General features: G+C 40.9%; 13 protein-coding genes and 1 riboswitch. Of the genes, 6 read left to right on the plus strand and 7 right to left on the minus strand.

Features of this window, described 5'->3' with window-relative positions; genetic code table 11:
- Positions 1-25: 25 nt before the first annotated feature.
- The 6 genes from glnE to FTU92_RS00340 all read right to left on the minus strand — a co-directional run bounded on the left by glnE (position 26) and on the right by FTU92_RS00340 (position 7,694).
- Positions 26-2,770, minus strand: a complete 2,745-nt coding sequence (gene glnE, locus FTU92_RS00315) for a bifunctional [glutamate--ammonia ligase]-adenylyl-L-tyrosine phosphorylase/[glutamate--ammonia-ligase] adenylyltransferase (RefSeq protein WP_180095249.1) — start codon at positions 2,768-2,770, stop codon at positions 26-28.
- Positions 2,771-2,946: 176 nt separating this feature from the next.
- Entirely contained in the window at positions 2,947-3,753 is an 807-nt protein-coding gene (locus FTU92_RS00320; RefSeq protein WP_004975071.1) for an enoyl-ACP reductase, read from the minus strand.
- 179 nt (positions 3,754-3,932) lie between these two features.
- Positions 3,933-4,925 (minus strand): DUF2804 domain-containing protein, encoded by a 993-nt coding sequence (locus FTU92_RS00325; RefSeq protein WP_004975070.1) that lies wholly within the window; start codon positions 4,923-4,925, stop codon positions 3,933-3,935.
- 203 nt (positions 4,926-5,128) lie between these two features.
- On the minus strand, positions 5,129-5,650 hold the full coding sequence (locus FTU92_RS00330; protein WP_131260766.1) for a DUF1543 domain-containing protein: 522 nt from the start codon (positions 5,648-5,650) through the stop codon (positions 5,129-5,131).
- 174 nt (positions 5,651-5,824) lie between these two features.
- Entirely contained in the window at positions 5,825-7,069 is a 1,245-nt protein-coding gene (gene trpB, locus FTU92_RS00335) for a tryptophan synthase subunit beta (RefSeq protein ID WP_004975067.1), read from the minus strand.
- The gene (locus tag FTU92_RS00340) at positions 7,041-7,694 is read right to left on the minus strand and encodes a phosphoribosylanthranilate isomerase (protein ID WP_004975062.1); all 654 of its coding nucleotides are present in this window, start codon (positions 7,692-7,694) and stop codon (positions 7,041-7,043) included. Before FTU92_RS00340 ends, trpB begins: the two co-directional genes overlap by 29 nt.
- A 192-nt stretch (positions 7,695-7,886) precedes the next feature.
- Positions 7,887-8,111: riboswitch (cobalamin riboswitch) on the plus strand.
- A gap of 35 nt (positions 8,112-8,146) precedes the next feature.
- Here FTU92_RS00340 and FTU92_RS00345 point away from each other — a divergent pair.
- From FTU92_RS00345 to FTU92_RS00370, 6 genes are all read left to right on the plus strand, one after another.
- Positions 8,147-10,027 (plus strand): TonB-dependent siderophore receptor, encoded by a 1,881-nt coding sequence (locus FTU92_RS00345; RefSeq protein WP_004975058.1) that lies wholly within the window; start codon positions 8,147-8,149, stop codon positions 10,025-10,027.
- A 139-nt stretch (positions 10,028-10,166) separates the two neighbouring features.
- On the plus strand, positions 10,167-10,751 hold the full coding sequence (locus FTU92_RS00350; protein ID WP_178318738.1) for a cob(I)yrinic acid a,c-diamide adenosyltransferase: 585 nt from the start codon (positions 10,167-10,169) through the stop codon (positions 10,749-10,751).
- A gap of 168 nt (positions 10,752-10,919) precedes the next feature.
- Complete coding sequence (locus FTU92_RS00355; RefSeq protein WP_180095252.1) at positions 10,920-11,633, plus strand: glycerophosphodiester phosphodiesterase; 714 nt, start codon at positions 10,920-10,922, stop codon at positions 11,631-11,633.
- Positions 11,634-11,924: 291 nt separating this feature from the next.
- Positions 11,925-13,091 (plus strand): acyl-CoA desaturase, encoded by a 1,167-nt coding sequence (locus FTU92_RS00360; RefSeq protein WP_180095255.1) that lies wholly within the window; start codon positions 11,925-11,927, stop codon positions 13,089-13,091.
- 124 nt (positions 13,092-13,215) lie between these two features.
- The gene (locus FTU92_RS00365; protein ID WP_180060992.1) at positions 13,216-14,661 is read left to right on the plus strand and encodes a YdiU family protein; all 1,446 of its coding nucleotides are present in this window, start codon (positions 13,216-13,218) and stop codon (positions 14,659-14,661) included.
- A gap of 128 nt (positions 14,662-14,789) precedes the next feature.
- Positions 14,790-15,167 (plus strand): MmcQ/YjbR family DNA-binding protein, encoded by a 378-nt coding sequence (locus FTU92_RS00370; RefSeq protein ID WP_131260790.1) that lies wholly within the window; start codon positions 14,790-14,792, stop codon positions 15,165-15,167.
- 64 nt (positions 15,168-15,231) lie between these two features.
- Here FTU92_RS00370 and FTU92_RS14010 read toward each other — a convergent pair whose 3' ends face one another.
- Entirely contained in the window at positions 15,232-16,245 is a 1,014-nt protein-coding gene (locus FTU92_RS14010; protein WP_225543645.1) for a hypothetical protein, read from the minus strand.
- Positions 16,246-16,373 lie beyond the last annotated feature (128 nt).

The raw sequence follows: 16,373 nt of genomic DNA on the forward strand, positions 1-16,373 counted from the left end.
TCCAAATGTTTATACAATAGTCATTTTAATCCAACGCAGACATAGCAGTCGGATCAATTAATCTTTGCCATAACTTGCAAACGACCTCACGGGTATCGTACCAGTCCGCAGCATTGACTTGCATGGATTGATTTGCAAGGGCTAAGCGGTGGCTTTCGGCTCGTTCACGGAGATAAGCTTGAATCAATGCTGTCGCATCGTCGCTGGATAAGCAACCTGTTTTTGCGGCATCTTCAAGGATTCTTACGTTGTCGGAATAATGGGCGAGATCAGGATTCGACCCACTCCAGGCTAATACCGCATACTGTGCCATAAATTCGATATCAACGATACCACCTGCATCCTGTTTTAAATGAAAAATTCCATCTTTTTTTTGCTCTTTAGATGAACCCAAATGATCTTTCATTTTTTGACGCATTTTCAGCACTTCACTGCGGACATAAGCTTCATCTCGCGGCTGGGTTAAAATCTGACAACGCAACACTTCAAACTTGTCACGTAAACATTGCTCACCCGCAATACTGCGCGCACGCACTAAAGCCTGATGCTCCCACAGCCACGCACTTTTCAGTTGATATTGCTCAAAGGCGCGTAAACTGGTCACCAGTAAACCCGCATCTCCCGAAGGACGTAAACGGGTATCGACATCATAAACGCGACCATCTAAAGTTTGCGTGGTCATTAAAGATACAAATTTACGTGCCACCCGCATAGCAAATTCAAAGCCACTGATCGGTTTAATGCCATCAGTATCGGCTTGTTCATCCATGTTGTGAATAAAAACCACGTCTAAATCTGAGCCGTAACCCAGTTCGATGCCACCTACTTTGCCATAACCAATAATGGCAAAAGCGTTATGCTCCAAACCACAGCGCTGCCCTTCACTGTCTAGCGGATAACCATGTTTTTTGACAATCATCTGATAGGCCAGTTGCAGGGCTGCATTTGCAGTCACTTCGGCAATATCAGTTAACGCATCTGACACTTTCATTAAGTGGCTTTCTGCCAGTACATCGCTGGCCGCAACTGTCAATACGTTGGATTTTTTGAATAAACGCAGCACCCGCATGAGGTCTTCAACTTCATCCAGTTCAATGCGCAGCAATTGTTGGCGTAAAGAATCTTCCAAATCACTGCGTTTTGGCAATTCAAAATCCATAGATAAAAATTCATCTAACAACACAGGATATTGCGTTAATTCTTCACAAATCCACGGGCTGACTGTGGCCATTTTTACCAAGCGTTGCAGTGCCCCCTTGCTTTCAATCAGCATGACCAAATACACGGTACGACGCAGAACAGATTCGACCAGTGGCATTAAACGCATCAATGCCATTTGTGGATTTTCTGACTGCAACACTGCTTCAATCAAGTGTGGCCAAAAGGTTTTTAAACGCTGTAAAGCTTTGGCGGTGAGTTTTTTAATGGCATGTCCATACCAGAACTCATGCACTAAATTTTTCGCTTGATCGTCTAGTACCGCATCGAGCTGTTTTTCTAGCTGACTGTAATTTTCCAGCAAAGAATCGGGTTCATTTTCTTTAATTAAATGCTCAAACTGATAAATGACTTTGACACGCTTTTCATTTAGGGTCTGCATAAAGCTGTCCCAATCGGCAAAGCCCAAAGTATCGCTAATGCGTGCGCGTAACTCAGGTTCAGTCGGTAAAGCTTGGCTTTGCTGATCATTCAAGGCTTGAATGGCATGTTCTACTCGACGCAGGAATAAATAGGCATCTTCCAAATCCAGTACGGCTCGTGGCTCTAGCAATTCAGCTTCGCCCAAATGGCGCAAACTCACCAAACACTGGCGGTCTTGTAATTCTAGTTTTGAACCACCGTAAATCAGCTGAAAAACCTGCACAATAAATTCAACTTCACGAATACCGCCCGCGCCCAATTTAATATTGTCTTCAATATTACGACGCTGCACTTCGCGCTCAATCATGGCTTTCATTTCGCGCATGGCTTCAAAGGCGGTGTAATCGACATATTTGCGGAATACGAAAGGTCGGGTCATTTCCAGCAGTTCATAACCTTCTTGCCCACCTGTGATAATACGTGCCTTAATCCAAGCATAGCGTTCCCATTCGCGTCCATGCTGGCTTAAATATTTTTCCAGTGCGACATGGCTAATCGCCAAAGCAGAACCATCGCCCCACGGGCGTAAACGCATATCGACGCGGAAAACAAAACCATCGGCGGTGATATGATCTAATAGATAGATCAATTTTTGTCCCCATAAAATGCAGAATTGCTGCACTTCAATACACTTGCGTCCATTGGTTTCGCCTTGTTCATCAAAGGCAAAAATCAGGTCGATGTCGCTGGATAAATTCAGTTCCTGCGCGCCATGTTTGCCCATGGCGACCACAATCAGGTCTTGGACTTTACCGTTATACCCCATCGGTTCGCCATGCTTGGCGACCAACGGAATCCGAGCAAAATCTTTGGCTACTTGCACACAAATATCAGCAAAGTCTGAAAGTTCCTGCGTCAACGTCACCACATCGGTGAGTTGGTTGGCATCTTGCCAAATCCAGCGGAACATTAAACGCGCGCGTAAAATTCGCAGGGTTTTCATCCACAAGGTTTCATCTTGAATGTCTTGTAAAGTCGAAATCACCAATTGATGAATATAGTCTGCGCTCAGCGGTTTTAGAAATTGGTCAATTGCATAATCCTGCTGTAACAGGCTTTCGTGATTTGCCAAGACTTGTTCTGCATATTGACTGGCATGTAACGTTTTTTGCAATTGTTCCGCATTCATTTTTAAGACCTAAAACCCAGTTTTATTTTGAAATATTGTCAACCCATCTATTTATAGCAGCAGATGCGTCAAAGAAGAAAATAAAATTACAGCAATCTGCAAAATACCTCTTACTTAAAATGCAGCGATAAAAAAACCGAAGCCTAAACTTCGGTTTTATCTGCTTGATGCAATGCTTATTCAGCATCTAGCATTAATTCTGCGCTCATACCAACCGTGTTAAAACCAGCATCGACATACAGAATTTCACCAGTAATACCATTCGCCCATGGTGAGCAAAGGAATAATGCCGCATTACCAACATCTTCAATGGTCACGTTACGTTTTAAAGGTGCAACTTTTTCATTCAGGTCTAACATTTTACGGAATGATTTAATGCCCGATGCGGCAAGCGTACGAATCGGACCTGCAGAAATTGCATTCACGCGAATACCGTCAGCACCCAAGCTTGAAGCCAAGTAGCGTACACCTGCTTCTAAAGATGCTTTCGCCATACCCATGACGTTGTAGTTTGGCATCACACGCTCAGAACCTTGATAAGTCAAAGTCAATAAGCAACCTTGGCGTGCTTGTAATAATGGTTTTGCAGCACGTGCCATCGCAATAAAGCTATAAGCACTAATGTCATGCGCAACTTTAAAACCATCACGATCTGTAACATCGGTAAAGTCACCATCTAAAGTATGCGCAGGCGCAAAACCAATCGAGTGAACCAAACCATCCAAACCATCCCAGTGCTTTGCCAAGTCAGCAAAAGCTTGCTCAATTTCTGCATCTACGCCTACATCGCAAGGCAATACAATGCTTGAGCCAAATTGTGCAGCGAAGTCATCAACACGTTTTTTGAGTTTTTCATTCGGATAAGTAAATGCTAATTCTGCACCTTCACGATGCAATGCTTCTGCAATACCAAATGCGATAGATAATTTACTTGCAATACCAGCAATTAAAAAACGCTTACCCGCCAAAAGACCTTGTGCCATGTGAAACTCACCTTGATATATTTCGCAATATCATGCCAATTCTGAACGCATAGTGAAATTGCATAATGCGCCTTTTTTTGCCGTTTATGTAAAAACTCAATGGCGATTCAAGTGAGTGATAGATGACGTCACATGATGATCTGCAAGTGGTGACGTACAATCTTGGTTAAAAACTTGCCCTACCACTTGGCATAATGCTGTTCAAGCAAGCCGTATTCGTTTAACAAAATAATTTCGGTATCGTCTTGTTGAATAGTACCACTAATTTTAGCTTGCCATTGGCTGAACTGACTGCCGACTAGACGCAAATTCAGGTTTTCATAACGGCGCCAACCTGTGCTGACAGTTAAATTCAAACGATGATCCAGTGAGCGAATGCTCCACGAGCCATCATCCTCAGGTTGGAACAACACATCTGTTAAGGGATACAGCACGCCATTAATCCACAAACAGTTTTCGTTGCCAAAACTTTCATTCACACCAGAAGCCAGATTCAAGCCTACACGACGGTCTTCGGTATCCCAAAAGTTGCACGACAACCAAAACCATGCTGTTTCAGGGCGTAAAAAACCGCAGGTATCATCTAAAGAAGCAAAGGTGCGTTCATGGAATTGAATGGTTTGTCCTGTTTTATTAACAAAATAGCCTTCACAGCCGAGTGTGGTCAGTTTTTGGGTGTAAGTCCAACCATTAATACCTGTTGGGCTACACATACTTAGCGGGTCTGTGCCTGCACAAAATATCCGCGCACTGAGTTTAATTTCACCATATTTGGTCACGCGGATATAACGCACACCATTGGCATGTTGAATTTCAATTTGAAATGGCGATTTTTCAAAAAAACTTTGATTAAATAACGGTTGCTCATCTAAAACCGTATTACGCGATAAAAAATTAATCGCATTCCATTCCTGCACTTCGCCCGTCATGTGATTATAAATATAGACAAAACCGTGCCCTGCCCAAGCAATATCGGCAATCGCAAGCCCAATGGTATAGTGTTCGTGCTGAATACTACAAAATTTAAACTTTTTATATTTTAAGCGTTTACGCCAACCCGACAATACTTCACCATACGGTGATTTATATTGATAAGCCTGATAATCAATTTTTTTGGGAAGTTCACTAAAACGTCCATAATGCGGTTGTCCATTCGCCTGAATTAAATCCATTGAAGACATTCCCTATTGTCTAAAAACAATTCATCTTTGGTCGTATTATGCCTACAAATGCATGTACAAAAAACCCGCAGCTTATGATTTTGTTCAAAAAACTATAAAAGCATAGATTGTTTTACTATTTTAAGGCTTGAGCGTTCACTAAATATACAAAATATAAATTAATAGATATCTTCCCCTCAATATTCTGAAGGTATTTAAGCATCAGCATTCAAAGTCAGATAGGTATTTTCCCAACGATTGCCTGAAAATGAGCCTTCAACCAACTGCACATAGCGACCATACACCTGATCTATGGCAATACAATCATCTACCTCTAAGACCCGATCGGTATGTTGTTTTTGCCAATGCTTAGCAAAATAGGTTTTACCACGCTGTTTTGCCACCATTGGATTTTGCGCCACCACCAAAACATAACGATGTAATTCGCCAAACTCACGCGGGTCATATCCACCTAAATTAATTAAATACAGTCGGTTTTCTGCCTGATTCGGCTGTGCATCGGTAAATTTTAAATAGTAGGATTTACCTTCAAACTCAACACCATTAATTTGCGCCCATGCGTCAATATGTAAACCTTTCGGCTCTGCAAACCAAGCCTGCTTGAGTTGCGGATAGGTCTGTTCTAAAGAATCGCCTACCGCAAGTACCACATCATGCACTTCAGTATTGGCTCGCGCATGACGCCCGCCTAACATCACGATAAATAAACTGGGCATATCCGACTCCTACGCAAATTTCCTAAGCATGATGGCTTTTAAGGTTGATGCTTTTTAAGCATGATTGTTTAAAGTAGCGAGAATTTTTCAATCCTCCAAATAAAAAATCGTGCCGAATTGCTTCAGCACGATTGAATTGAAATGTAGCATGCTTTATTTCAAGCAGCTTGCGATTTACATATCGACCATTTCCACGCCATCAATGCGGGCAACAGTCATTAAGTCTTTATCACCACGACCTGAAACAGTCGCAATAATGATTTGGTCTTTATCCATCGTTGGTGCAAGCTTGCTTACATAAGCCATAGCATGCGAGCTTTCTAAAGCAGGAATAATCCCTTCAATGCGGGTTAAATCACGGAAACCTTGCAAGGCTTCTTGGTCATTGATTGGCACGTAATCGACACGGTGCATATCTTTCAGGAAGCTGTGCTCTGGCCCTACACCTGGATAATCCAGACCTGCAGAAATAGAGTGGGTTTCAATGATCTGACCTTGTGCATCCGACATTAAATAAGTACGGTTACCGTGTAATACGCCCACGTGTCCTGCATTCAATGGTGCAGAGTGTTTGCCTGTTTCAATGCCTAAACCTGCAGCTTCGACACCGTACATTTTCACTTCGGCATCGTTCAAGAATGGATAGAACAAGCCCATGGCATTAGAACCACCGCCTACACAAGCTACTAATGCATCAGGTAAACGACCTGCCTGCTCTTGAATTTGGCGACGCGCTTCACGACCAATAATCGACTGGAAATCACGTACCAATTGTGGATATGGGTGTGGGCCAGCGACCGTACCAATCACGTAATATGTAGAGTCAACATTGGTGACCCAGTCACGCATGGCTTCGTTCATGGCATCTTTTAAGGTTTTTGAGCCACTTTCTACAGGTACAACAGTTGCACCAAGTAAACGCATACGGTACACGTTCATGGCCTGACGCTTCACGTCTTCTGCACCCATGAACACCACACATTCCAAGCCTAAACGAGCGGCAATGGTCGCGGTTGCTACACCGTGCTGACCTGCACCTGTTTCGGCAATAATGCGTTTTTTACCAGACAGTTTTGCCAACAGTGCCTGACCAATGGTGTTGTTCACTTTATGTGAGCCAGTATGGTTCAAATCTTCACGTTTTAAGTAAATTTGTGCACCACCCAACTCTTTTGACCATCGCTCAGCATAATACAAAGGACTAGGACGACCTACATAGTAGGCGAGATCGCGGTCGAATTCTGCCAAAAACTGCGGATCATCTTTCATGCGGAAATACAATTTCTCTAAATCTTGTAAAGCCGCCATCAGCGTTTCTGACACAAAACGTCCGCCATGGATACCAAAATGCCCTTTTGCATCTGGGAATTGGGTATAGTCAATCACTGAGTTATTGTGATTTGTACTTTGCTGATCCACGTTGGACTCCTTGCATGAAGTTTTCTATGAGTTGTTGGTCTTTAATACCTTTTGCAGACTCAACTCCGCCACTGACATCAACGGCATAGGCTTGAGTCGTCTGAATTGCATCTTCAATATTTTCAGGGTTTAAACCACCCGCCAAAATTAAAGGAATATCGAGTTTGGGGAATTTTGACCAGTCAAAACTGTGTCCTGTTCCACCTTTGAGTTCAGGATGCCACGCGTCTAATAATACTGCGCTTGCACCTGCTTGTTGATAGCTTTTTATCGCATCTAACACATTTAAATCAGGTTTGACCTGAATGGCTTTGTACCATCGACGTCCAACTTGCTGTGCTATTTGCTGACATTGCAAGGGTGTTTCATCACCATGAAATTGCAGAATATCTAAAGGTACTTGTTTCAGTACAGCGGCTATTTCTTCTGCCGTTGCATTGACAAATAAACCAACCACTTGCACATAAGCGGGAATGTGTTGCAGCAAGCCTTGTGCTTGCTCAATGCTCACATTGCGTGGACTTGGAGGATAAAACACCAAGCCAATTGCATCTGCACCCGCATGCACAACACTGTTTATATCTTGAATTCGCGTGATTCCGCAAATTTTGGCACGGGTACGCATCGTTTTGGACTCTAATCCTGATTTTCAATCTTCATTTTGCTGATCTTGCTGTGCGTGACTTTAAAATTGTCTGTTCACACTCACAGAATCAGATATTGGGGCGAATCATTGTAATGCAATTTTAAGGGGTTGAGTGAAGTTCAGGCGGATTATTCTGCATTTCCGTTGTTTAAATGGCATACAGACTTTATACTTCGCGCAAATGCAACGAGTCCTAGCTTTGAGCTTTAGGGAAGTTGGTGAAAGTCCAACACTGCCCCCGCAACGGTAACCATGAAACGTATATCAATTTAAATCTTATGATTTACACCACTGTATGAACAATATGGGAAGGTGGATATATAGCGAAGCAATCATAAATTAGAAGATGCTTGGCACATTGAAGTCCGGAGACCTGCTTGTTGTGCCCTTAACTCAATCATTCACGTGGGGTGAATGTATGGAGCAAAGTCATGTCTACTCTTTTTCAGCCTACTGCTTTAGTGGGCGCAATTGCGCTTGCAATGGGTTTTTCAACTTCAGTTTTTGCTGCAGAATCGCAAGATCAGCGTGTGGTGAATGCTGCTTTAGATACGCTTGTTGTTACTGCTTCACGTAGTGAACAAAATATTAAAGATGTGCCTGCACGGATTAATGTAATTGATCAAAATAGTATTGAGCGTAATCCTATTCTAAATTTGTCAGATGAAGTACAAAAAGACCCTAGTGTTTTTATGAAACAATATGGTGGCATGGGACAAACTACAGAAATTTCAATTCGTGGTACAAAATCCAACCATACCCTTGTTCTTAAAGATGGTGCCCGTTTAAATAGCCAAAACCACTTTAGTGCTCTTTTCCCGACATTTATCGATACCTCTGACCTAAAACAAATTGAAATTCTAAAGGGTCCAGCATCAGTACAATATGGTACTGATGCCATTGGTGGTGTTGTACAAATGATAACAACAACTCCAACCCAAAATTCTGGATTTATTACTGGTATTTATGCAGAAAATAAAACATATAAAACTATTATTGGTAGTGATCTTGTACAGGATAATTTTTATGCACAGATTAGAGGCCAACGTCTAGAAACGGATGGAACAAAAATTCTCGACTATCAAAATAAAAGCCAAAAAGCGAGTTATGATCAAAAAGGATACAGTGCAAAGGTCGGATACGATAATAAAGATAATATAAAAGCGAATATTGCTATTAGCCAAAATGAAGGAACGAACCAGTTCTATGATTGGGCAACTAGTCAAAATAAAGCTAAACGTTTTTTTGAAAATCGTTTAATCAACGTAAATACTGAATTTGATCTTCAAGATAACCTAACACTTTCTGCAAGACTTTCTAACTTTATAGATAATCAATATGTCTTAGACAGCGAACCTGGTCATTTTGACACAGAAAACAAAGAAGGGGATTTAAATCTTCGATGGTCATTAACACCGCAGCAAAGTATTTTATTAGGTAGCACTTATCTAAAGTCCAACTTTGAAAGCAAATCTATAAAAAATGAAAAACAGGATATAGATTCAGTTGGTTATTATTTACAACATCAACATAAATCTGAAAAATTAAATACACAAGTAGGCATTCGCACCGAAGATAATGAATTGTTTGGAACACATACTGTTGGACAAGGCGCTATTCGCTATCAAATTTTACCAACCACAAGCATTTATGCAAATATTGGCTCTGCATTTAAAACGCCATCTTTGACAGAGTTATATTATTTTGTAGAGGGTTCTTATCCAACTTATGGTAATCCCAATTTAAAACCAGAAAAAAGTATGGCCTATGAAATTGGTGTAGATCAAAAAATAAATAACCAATTAACAGCATATTTTTCTACCTATCACACTCGCATTAAAAATCTTATTGTTACCAACTATCTTGGGCAAAACAAATCAAGCTTTGCCAATATAGAAAAATCTGAAGTCAATGGTGGTGAAATTGGCTTTAAATGGAAAGAGCAAGATATCTTCTTAACCACTGAATATGCCTATGCAGATTCAAAAAATAAGAAAACCAACAATAATATTGCATACCGACCAAAACAGACCTTTACTCTATCCACCGGTCTAGAAAATGCCTCTTATGGAGTGAGTGCTTCTGTAATTGCACGTTCAGACATTTATGCCGATCATGCAAACAAAGTTAAAGTACCTGGTTATGCTACAGTTGATTTAAATATGTACTGGAATATTAACCCGAATATTAAGGTTTTTAGCAATATTCAAAATATCGGAGATGTTGAATACAAAATTGCAGATAACTTTAGTGATGGTTGGTACATCAACGGCGGTCGCCTCGCTTCAGCAGGTGTAACTTTCCGCTACTAAAACCCGCATAACAACAAAAACTTTAAAACAGCGCAGTTTATGGATAATGTAATGACCGACATTATCCTTTTTTATTGCGCCAGCTTTTATTTCTTACAACCAAGTAAACGCAACTTTCACTTTCAAACAAGGAACGATCATGGGCCACCGTTTAAGCAAAATCTACACCCGCACAGGCGATTCAGGCACAACAGGACTGGGCGATGGCTCACGTGTCGCCAAAGACGACTTACGCATTCATGCACTGGGCGATGTCGATGAACTCAATGCCTGCATAGGCGTATTGCGCTCACAAATTACACATAGCAACATTCAAGACAAAAACACTTGGGACAAATCGCTTAGCCTGATTCAGCACTGGCTATTCGATTTAGGCGGTGAAGTCTGTATCCCCAATTACCATCTCGTACAACCACTTGCGATTGAGTTCCTAGAACAAGACATTGACCGCATGAATGAAAGCCTGCCAATGCTCAAAGAATTTATTCTGCCTGCAGGTACATTGGCATGCAGTTATGCACATCAAGCCCGTGCCGTATGTCGTCGTGCAGAACGTAGTTTAATGACCGTACACAACCGTGATCAAAATATTCAGGCACCATCTTTGCAATTACTGAACCGACTGTCTGACTGGCTATTTGTGGCATCTCGCAGCTTGCAACGCGCCGAAGGAGGCAGCGAAGTATTATGGCAAAAGAACATCAATGACAGTATTGGTAACTAACATTACAAGCTAAAATCGGAAACTAAAATAAAGCCCTGATTTTGCATCTAAAAAATCACGTCGGATGCTGCTTGAAATTTTACATCATCCGACCAAAATAAGAGATGTCATCTCTTTGTCACGTCGTACTTGCAAAATGAAAGCAAACTTTCAATTCATGGGCACATTATGCGCATAATTGGTCATCGAGGTGCGCGTGGCGAAGCGCCTGAAAACACGCTTGGTGGTTTTGAATATATTCAAAATATTGGCATTCGTGCGGTTGAGTTTGATGTGCGTCAACTCAAAGACAATGCCTTAGTGGTTATGCATGATGATCAATTCATTCGTACCACAGGACAAGACAAAGCGCTGTATGAATGTAGTCTGGAAGATTTAAACCATTATAACCACGCAGTGATGTGGTCGGACTGGAATAAAGTTGAAACCACGCCCCTGCTTAATCAAACCATGACCATTATTCAAAATTTTGATCATATTGAGGTTGAGGTTAAAGCAGTTAATTCACATGCCGATGCCGAAAAAATCACTCAAAGCCTAGAGCAACATTTACAGGGCTTTGAACACAACGCCATCATCACCAGTTTTGATCCTAAAATTCATTGGGCATTACAACAACAAAAATCACGCTTTAAACGTGGTTTGTTGGTAGAAGATGATTTGCAATACCAAGCCATTGATCAAGCTTTAGCATTAGGGTGTTGCCAAATTGGCTGGATGGACGAACTCGCCACAAATGCCCTCATTCAAGCGACACAACAGGCCAAACTGAATATTAGTGTTTGGACAGTCAACCAAATTGAACGCGCCAAACAACTTAAAGATTTGGGTGTTCAGGGGTTAATTACCGATTATCCAAAACTAATGATGCAACACTTGTAAAGTGCAGGCTAAGCGCATATATATGTTTAAATAACAGATTTTCTGTGCTGGTTTGGCTGTCATACCGCACATTTTCGTAAAAACCTACAAATACCATTATATTCTGTTACCACCCAGTACAATACAACTGTACAATAATGCTGTGATCGTGAATACGCTCATGCTAATATGCGAAAAAATTAATCCCTATAAACTTTAATACTATGATCATTTCCTTCGGGCAGATCATGATTTTATAACGGATTAAGCGTCTACTTATACCTCCCAAAGGTTCTAGGAGTGCTGTTGGAGATGAATGCTCCCTTACCCAAAGCCCCAATCAACTGGATTGCCATCTTTGCACTGGTTTTCTTACCTATTGTTGCCGTGATTGCAATTCCTTGGTATGCCTATCACCATGATTTTAGCTTAGCCGCTTGGATCAGTATGTTTGTATTACTTGGCGTAAGTAGCTTGGGTATTACAGCAGGTTATCACCGTTTATGGGCACACCGTGCCTACGAAGCTACGCTTCCTTTAAAAATTCTTTTGATGATTATGGGGACTTTTGCCGTTCAGAACAGTATTTTGTTCTGGGGTTCAGGTCACCGTACCCATCACCGCCATGTTGATGATGTCGAAAAAGACCCATATTCAATCAACAATGGTTTTTGGTTTGCGCACATGGGCTGGATGTTACGTGACTACCCTGCCGCAGAGCCAAACTTTAAAAATGCGCCAGATTTGTTAAATGACAAATTGGTGATGTTCCAGCACAAATATTATGTGCCAATGGTAATTGCAGTTCATGTTGGCATTTTAGTGCCAATTGGCTGGGCTGTTGGTGATATGTGGGGTGTGTTGCTATTGGGCGGTTTAATGCGTCTGATTTTAAGCCACCATGTTACCTTCTTTATTAACTCGCTGTGCCACATGTGGGGTTCACGTCCTTATACTGACGAAAACACCGCGCGTGATAACTTCTGGTTAGCCATTGCCACTTGGGGCGAGGGTTATCATAACTATCACCATATTTTCCAATACGATTATCGTAATGGCGTAAAATGGTGGCAATATGACCCAACTAAATGGTTAATTTGGACATGCTCTAAATTAGGTTTGGCTAAAAATTTACGTCGTATTCCAAGCTTTAACATTAAAAAAGCAGAATTGGCGATGCGTTTTAAATATGCAGAGCAAGACTTGGCAGTTTATGGTCACAATGTAAATGATGACATTGGTCAAGTTAAAAGCCGTCTTGCGCAAGAATATGATGCCTTTACCCAAACCCTGAACGATTGGGCAAAGTTAAAAGAGCAAGAAATTCAGGCGAAAAAAGCTTCTGTAGCAGAAAAAATTCACCAAATGGATGACAAATTGAAAGTTGAATTCCAGTTGGTTGAACAGCGTCTTTCACACCATCGTGAAACCTTGAACTTGCTGATGCGCAACCTGAAAAAGAATCCTGTATCTGAATAAACCTCTGTTCTGATGCACTGCGAAAGCCCTGACCTGTTCAGGGCTTTCTGCATTTTTAGACTACAGTTTTTAAAGTCTAAGTTTGCTATAGTGAAACTCACTTTGTGCCAAGCGCTTCATCATCATGCAATTTAATCCACGTTATCCGACCCTGCCCGCCCGTCTTTATCACATGCAGCAGCCTCTCCCCTTAAAAGGCGCAAAAGCAGGACACTTTAATGCAGCATTGGCAAAAGAACTGCAATGGACAGCCGAAGAACAACAGCAATGGGTGGAAATTTGCAGTGGTCAAAAGACGTTTAAAGAATTTCCTGCTTTGGCAATGGTCTATGCAGGACATCAATTTGGTCAGTGGGCAGGTCAATTGGGAGATGGACGCGGTTTACTCATTGCGCAAGTTTTGGACACACAACAACGTACTATTGACCTGCATTTAAAAGGTGCGGGGGCAACGCCATATTCTCGTATGGGCGATGGACGTGCAGTATTACGTTCCGTGATTCGTGAATATTTGGCAGGTCATGCTTTAAATGCGCTGGGTGTGCCATCAAGCAATGCCGTTGGATTTACCTCATCCACTCAAGGTGTACAACGTGAAAAATTAGAACTTGGCGCAATGCTATTACGCACATCAGACTGTCATATTCGCTTGGGACATTTTGAATGGATCAATCATTATCAACCTGAATTACTGCCTGAATTTGTGCAAAAGTGTATTGAATGGCACTACCCAGAATGCTTGGCAACCGAACAGCCGATACTCGCTTTTGCTACGAAAGTCATTCAACGTACCGCTGTCATGATTGCAAAGTGGCAACTGGTCGGTTTTGCGCATGGCGTGATGAACACCGACAATTTAAATATCACAGGTTCAACACTCGATTTCGGTCCTTATGGCTTTATGGAGCGTTTTCGTCCCAATTGGATCAACAATCATTCGGACTATCAAGGACGTTATACCTACCAACAACAACCCAGCGTAGCACACTGGAATTTATGGGTCTGGTTAAATAATTTAATTCCACTTGAGCAAAACCCAGATCAGAAAGAACACTGGAAACAAGCACTGGCAGCATGCTTAGAACATTTTGAACCCACTTTTTTGGAGCATTATAAACTCGGTTTATGTGAAAAAATGGGACTGCCAAGCTTCCATAAAGACAGTTTTGATTGCGCTACCAACTTCTTACGCATTTTGCAAAGTGAACAACTGGATTACACCCAGAGCTTCATCCGCCTACAAAATAAACAATATACTAAAATACTGGATGATTGTTTGGATCGTAGACAGTGGGAAAGCTTTTTGGCACAGTATTTACAGATTCGTGAACATCAAGATACCGATGCTTTAGATGCTGCAATGCAACAGGTAAACCCTCACTATATTTTGCGCAATCACATGGCACAAAAGGCGATTGAGCAAGCAGAACGTGATGATTTTTCAGAAGTTGAGCGTTTATTTAACTTGCTCAGCCAGCCGTATATTCAGCAAACAGCATTGGAAAAACCTGAAGATTTAGCACCTTTACCAAGTGATGTGCCAGAAGTGATGGTGAGTTGTTCATCTTAATACTGATGCACTCGCCAAAGGACGTTTAGAATTCCAACAAAGTTATACACATTTTCTGTGGAAAAAGCTGTGGTTATCCACAGGATAAACTTTTTAGGAGAAAATAAGTGGCACAAACACCGTCATCTATGCATCAAATCGCAGCAAGGGTTGCAACACAATTGCCTGCGGTTAGCCTGAGCGAACCTTTTGGTGATGGCTGCTTGGTGCATAAAATTTTCGATAAAGTATTTATGCTGAGTCTGTATTTAAATGGTCATGCCATCATCAATCTAAAAGTTAAACCTGAGCATGGTGCGATGTTACGTGATTTTTATCCTTATATTCGTGCGGGCTGGCACATGAATAAACAACATTGGATTTCAATTTTTGCAGATGACAATTTAGATGAGCAATTGGTGCAAGATTTGGTCTTAAACTCGTATGAATTGGTGGTCGCAAAATTAAGGAAAGTAGAAAAACAACGGGTTGGGCTAATTAAAGCATTTCATACAAAATCACCCTAATATTCTTCTTTTGGAATCATTATATCTCACACCTATTTAAAGAAAAAAATATAATAAATAAGTTTTACCATTGATATTGTGCAAATAAATAGGCTTCCATTCTATGCGCTTGATTTGTGTTTAAATTATCCGTCAAATACTTCATTCCAATATTTTCATGCCTAAAAGAAACACCTAAGCTTTTGGTTTGTGGCTCAAAATGTAGACCTAATTGCAATGAGTCAGGTTGCCATAAAAAGTGCATTTGCCATAAACTTGTGAACGGGTTAGAAAAACTACTAACTCCTAATTGGATTTCTGAATGAATATTGTAAAGTAATTCGGTCGAAATTTTATATGGAATTTTTTGCTTATAACTCTTATCTGTAGCTACTGTGCCGGTTAAATTAATTCGAGGTCGAGAGTTTTGATCAAATGTTGCTTGGTATTGGCTATAGGGAGCTTCATCCCAATACATATAGCTAAAAATATCCTCCAATTGGAATTTCAAGTACCATTTTTCTAACCACTCCCCTTGTAAAGTAAGATCTAAAGCATAACCATAACCTTCTTTTGCTCTAAAATCTCCAAGACCTAACTCATCCTCTTTTAATGCTGGCTGGTCATAATAATAATTAAGTTGTCCATTCAACCATTGCACACGGTCTGCTAAACGAGGCATTAAATTAGTTTCACCAAAAGCATTAAATTGACCGTCTACAAAATGTCGACCATATAATGCACTTACACCGGCTGTAAGTATCCAATTTGATTGGGGCACCCAGTCATATGCTATACGTGCGCCAATACGCTCTAAATGTTGTGCATGTAGTGTTAATTCATACATACTCTCTGCATCTAAAGGCAAATCATTTTCAATTTGGTAATAAAGCTTTGCCATATCTGGACTAAATTTTAAAATGTAATCATAACGCCACAACCAACCTAAATTCCATTGATCTTGTTGCACAGAAAGCTGCATCAAACCATGAGCAAAGGCGTACTTGCCACTTTTAAAATCAGGATCTTGCCAATCATCTAAAAAAGCATCAATAGCAATAGGCTCACTATATAATGACGCATCCGCTCGATATTCCACGCTCGCAGCATAGGTGAAAACTGAAAAAAAACATAGAATTAAAAATAGATATTTCATAAAAAATAAAATGGTTTCTTAATTTCAGAAAAATCTATTTGTATAGACATCACTGTATCAAGAAACCATTT

The organism is Acinetobacter sp. YH12205, assembly GCF_013418125.1.
In the GTDB taxonomy this organism is placed as follows: domain Bacteria; phylum Pseudomonadota; class Gammaproteobacteria; order Pseudomonadales; family Moraxellaceae; genus Acinetobacter; species Acinetobacter towneri.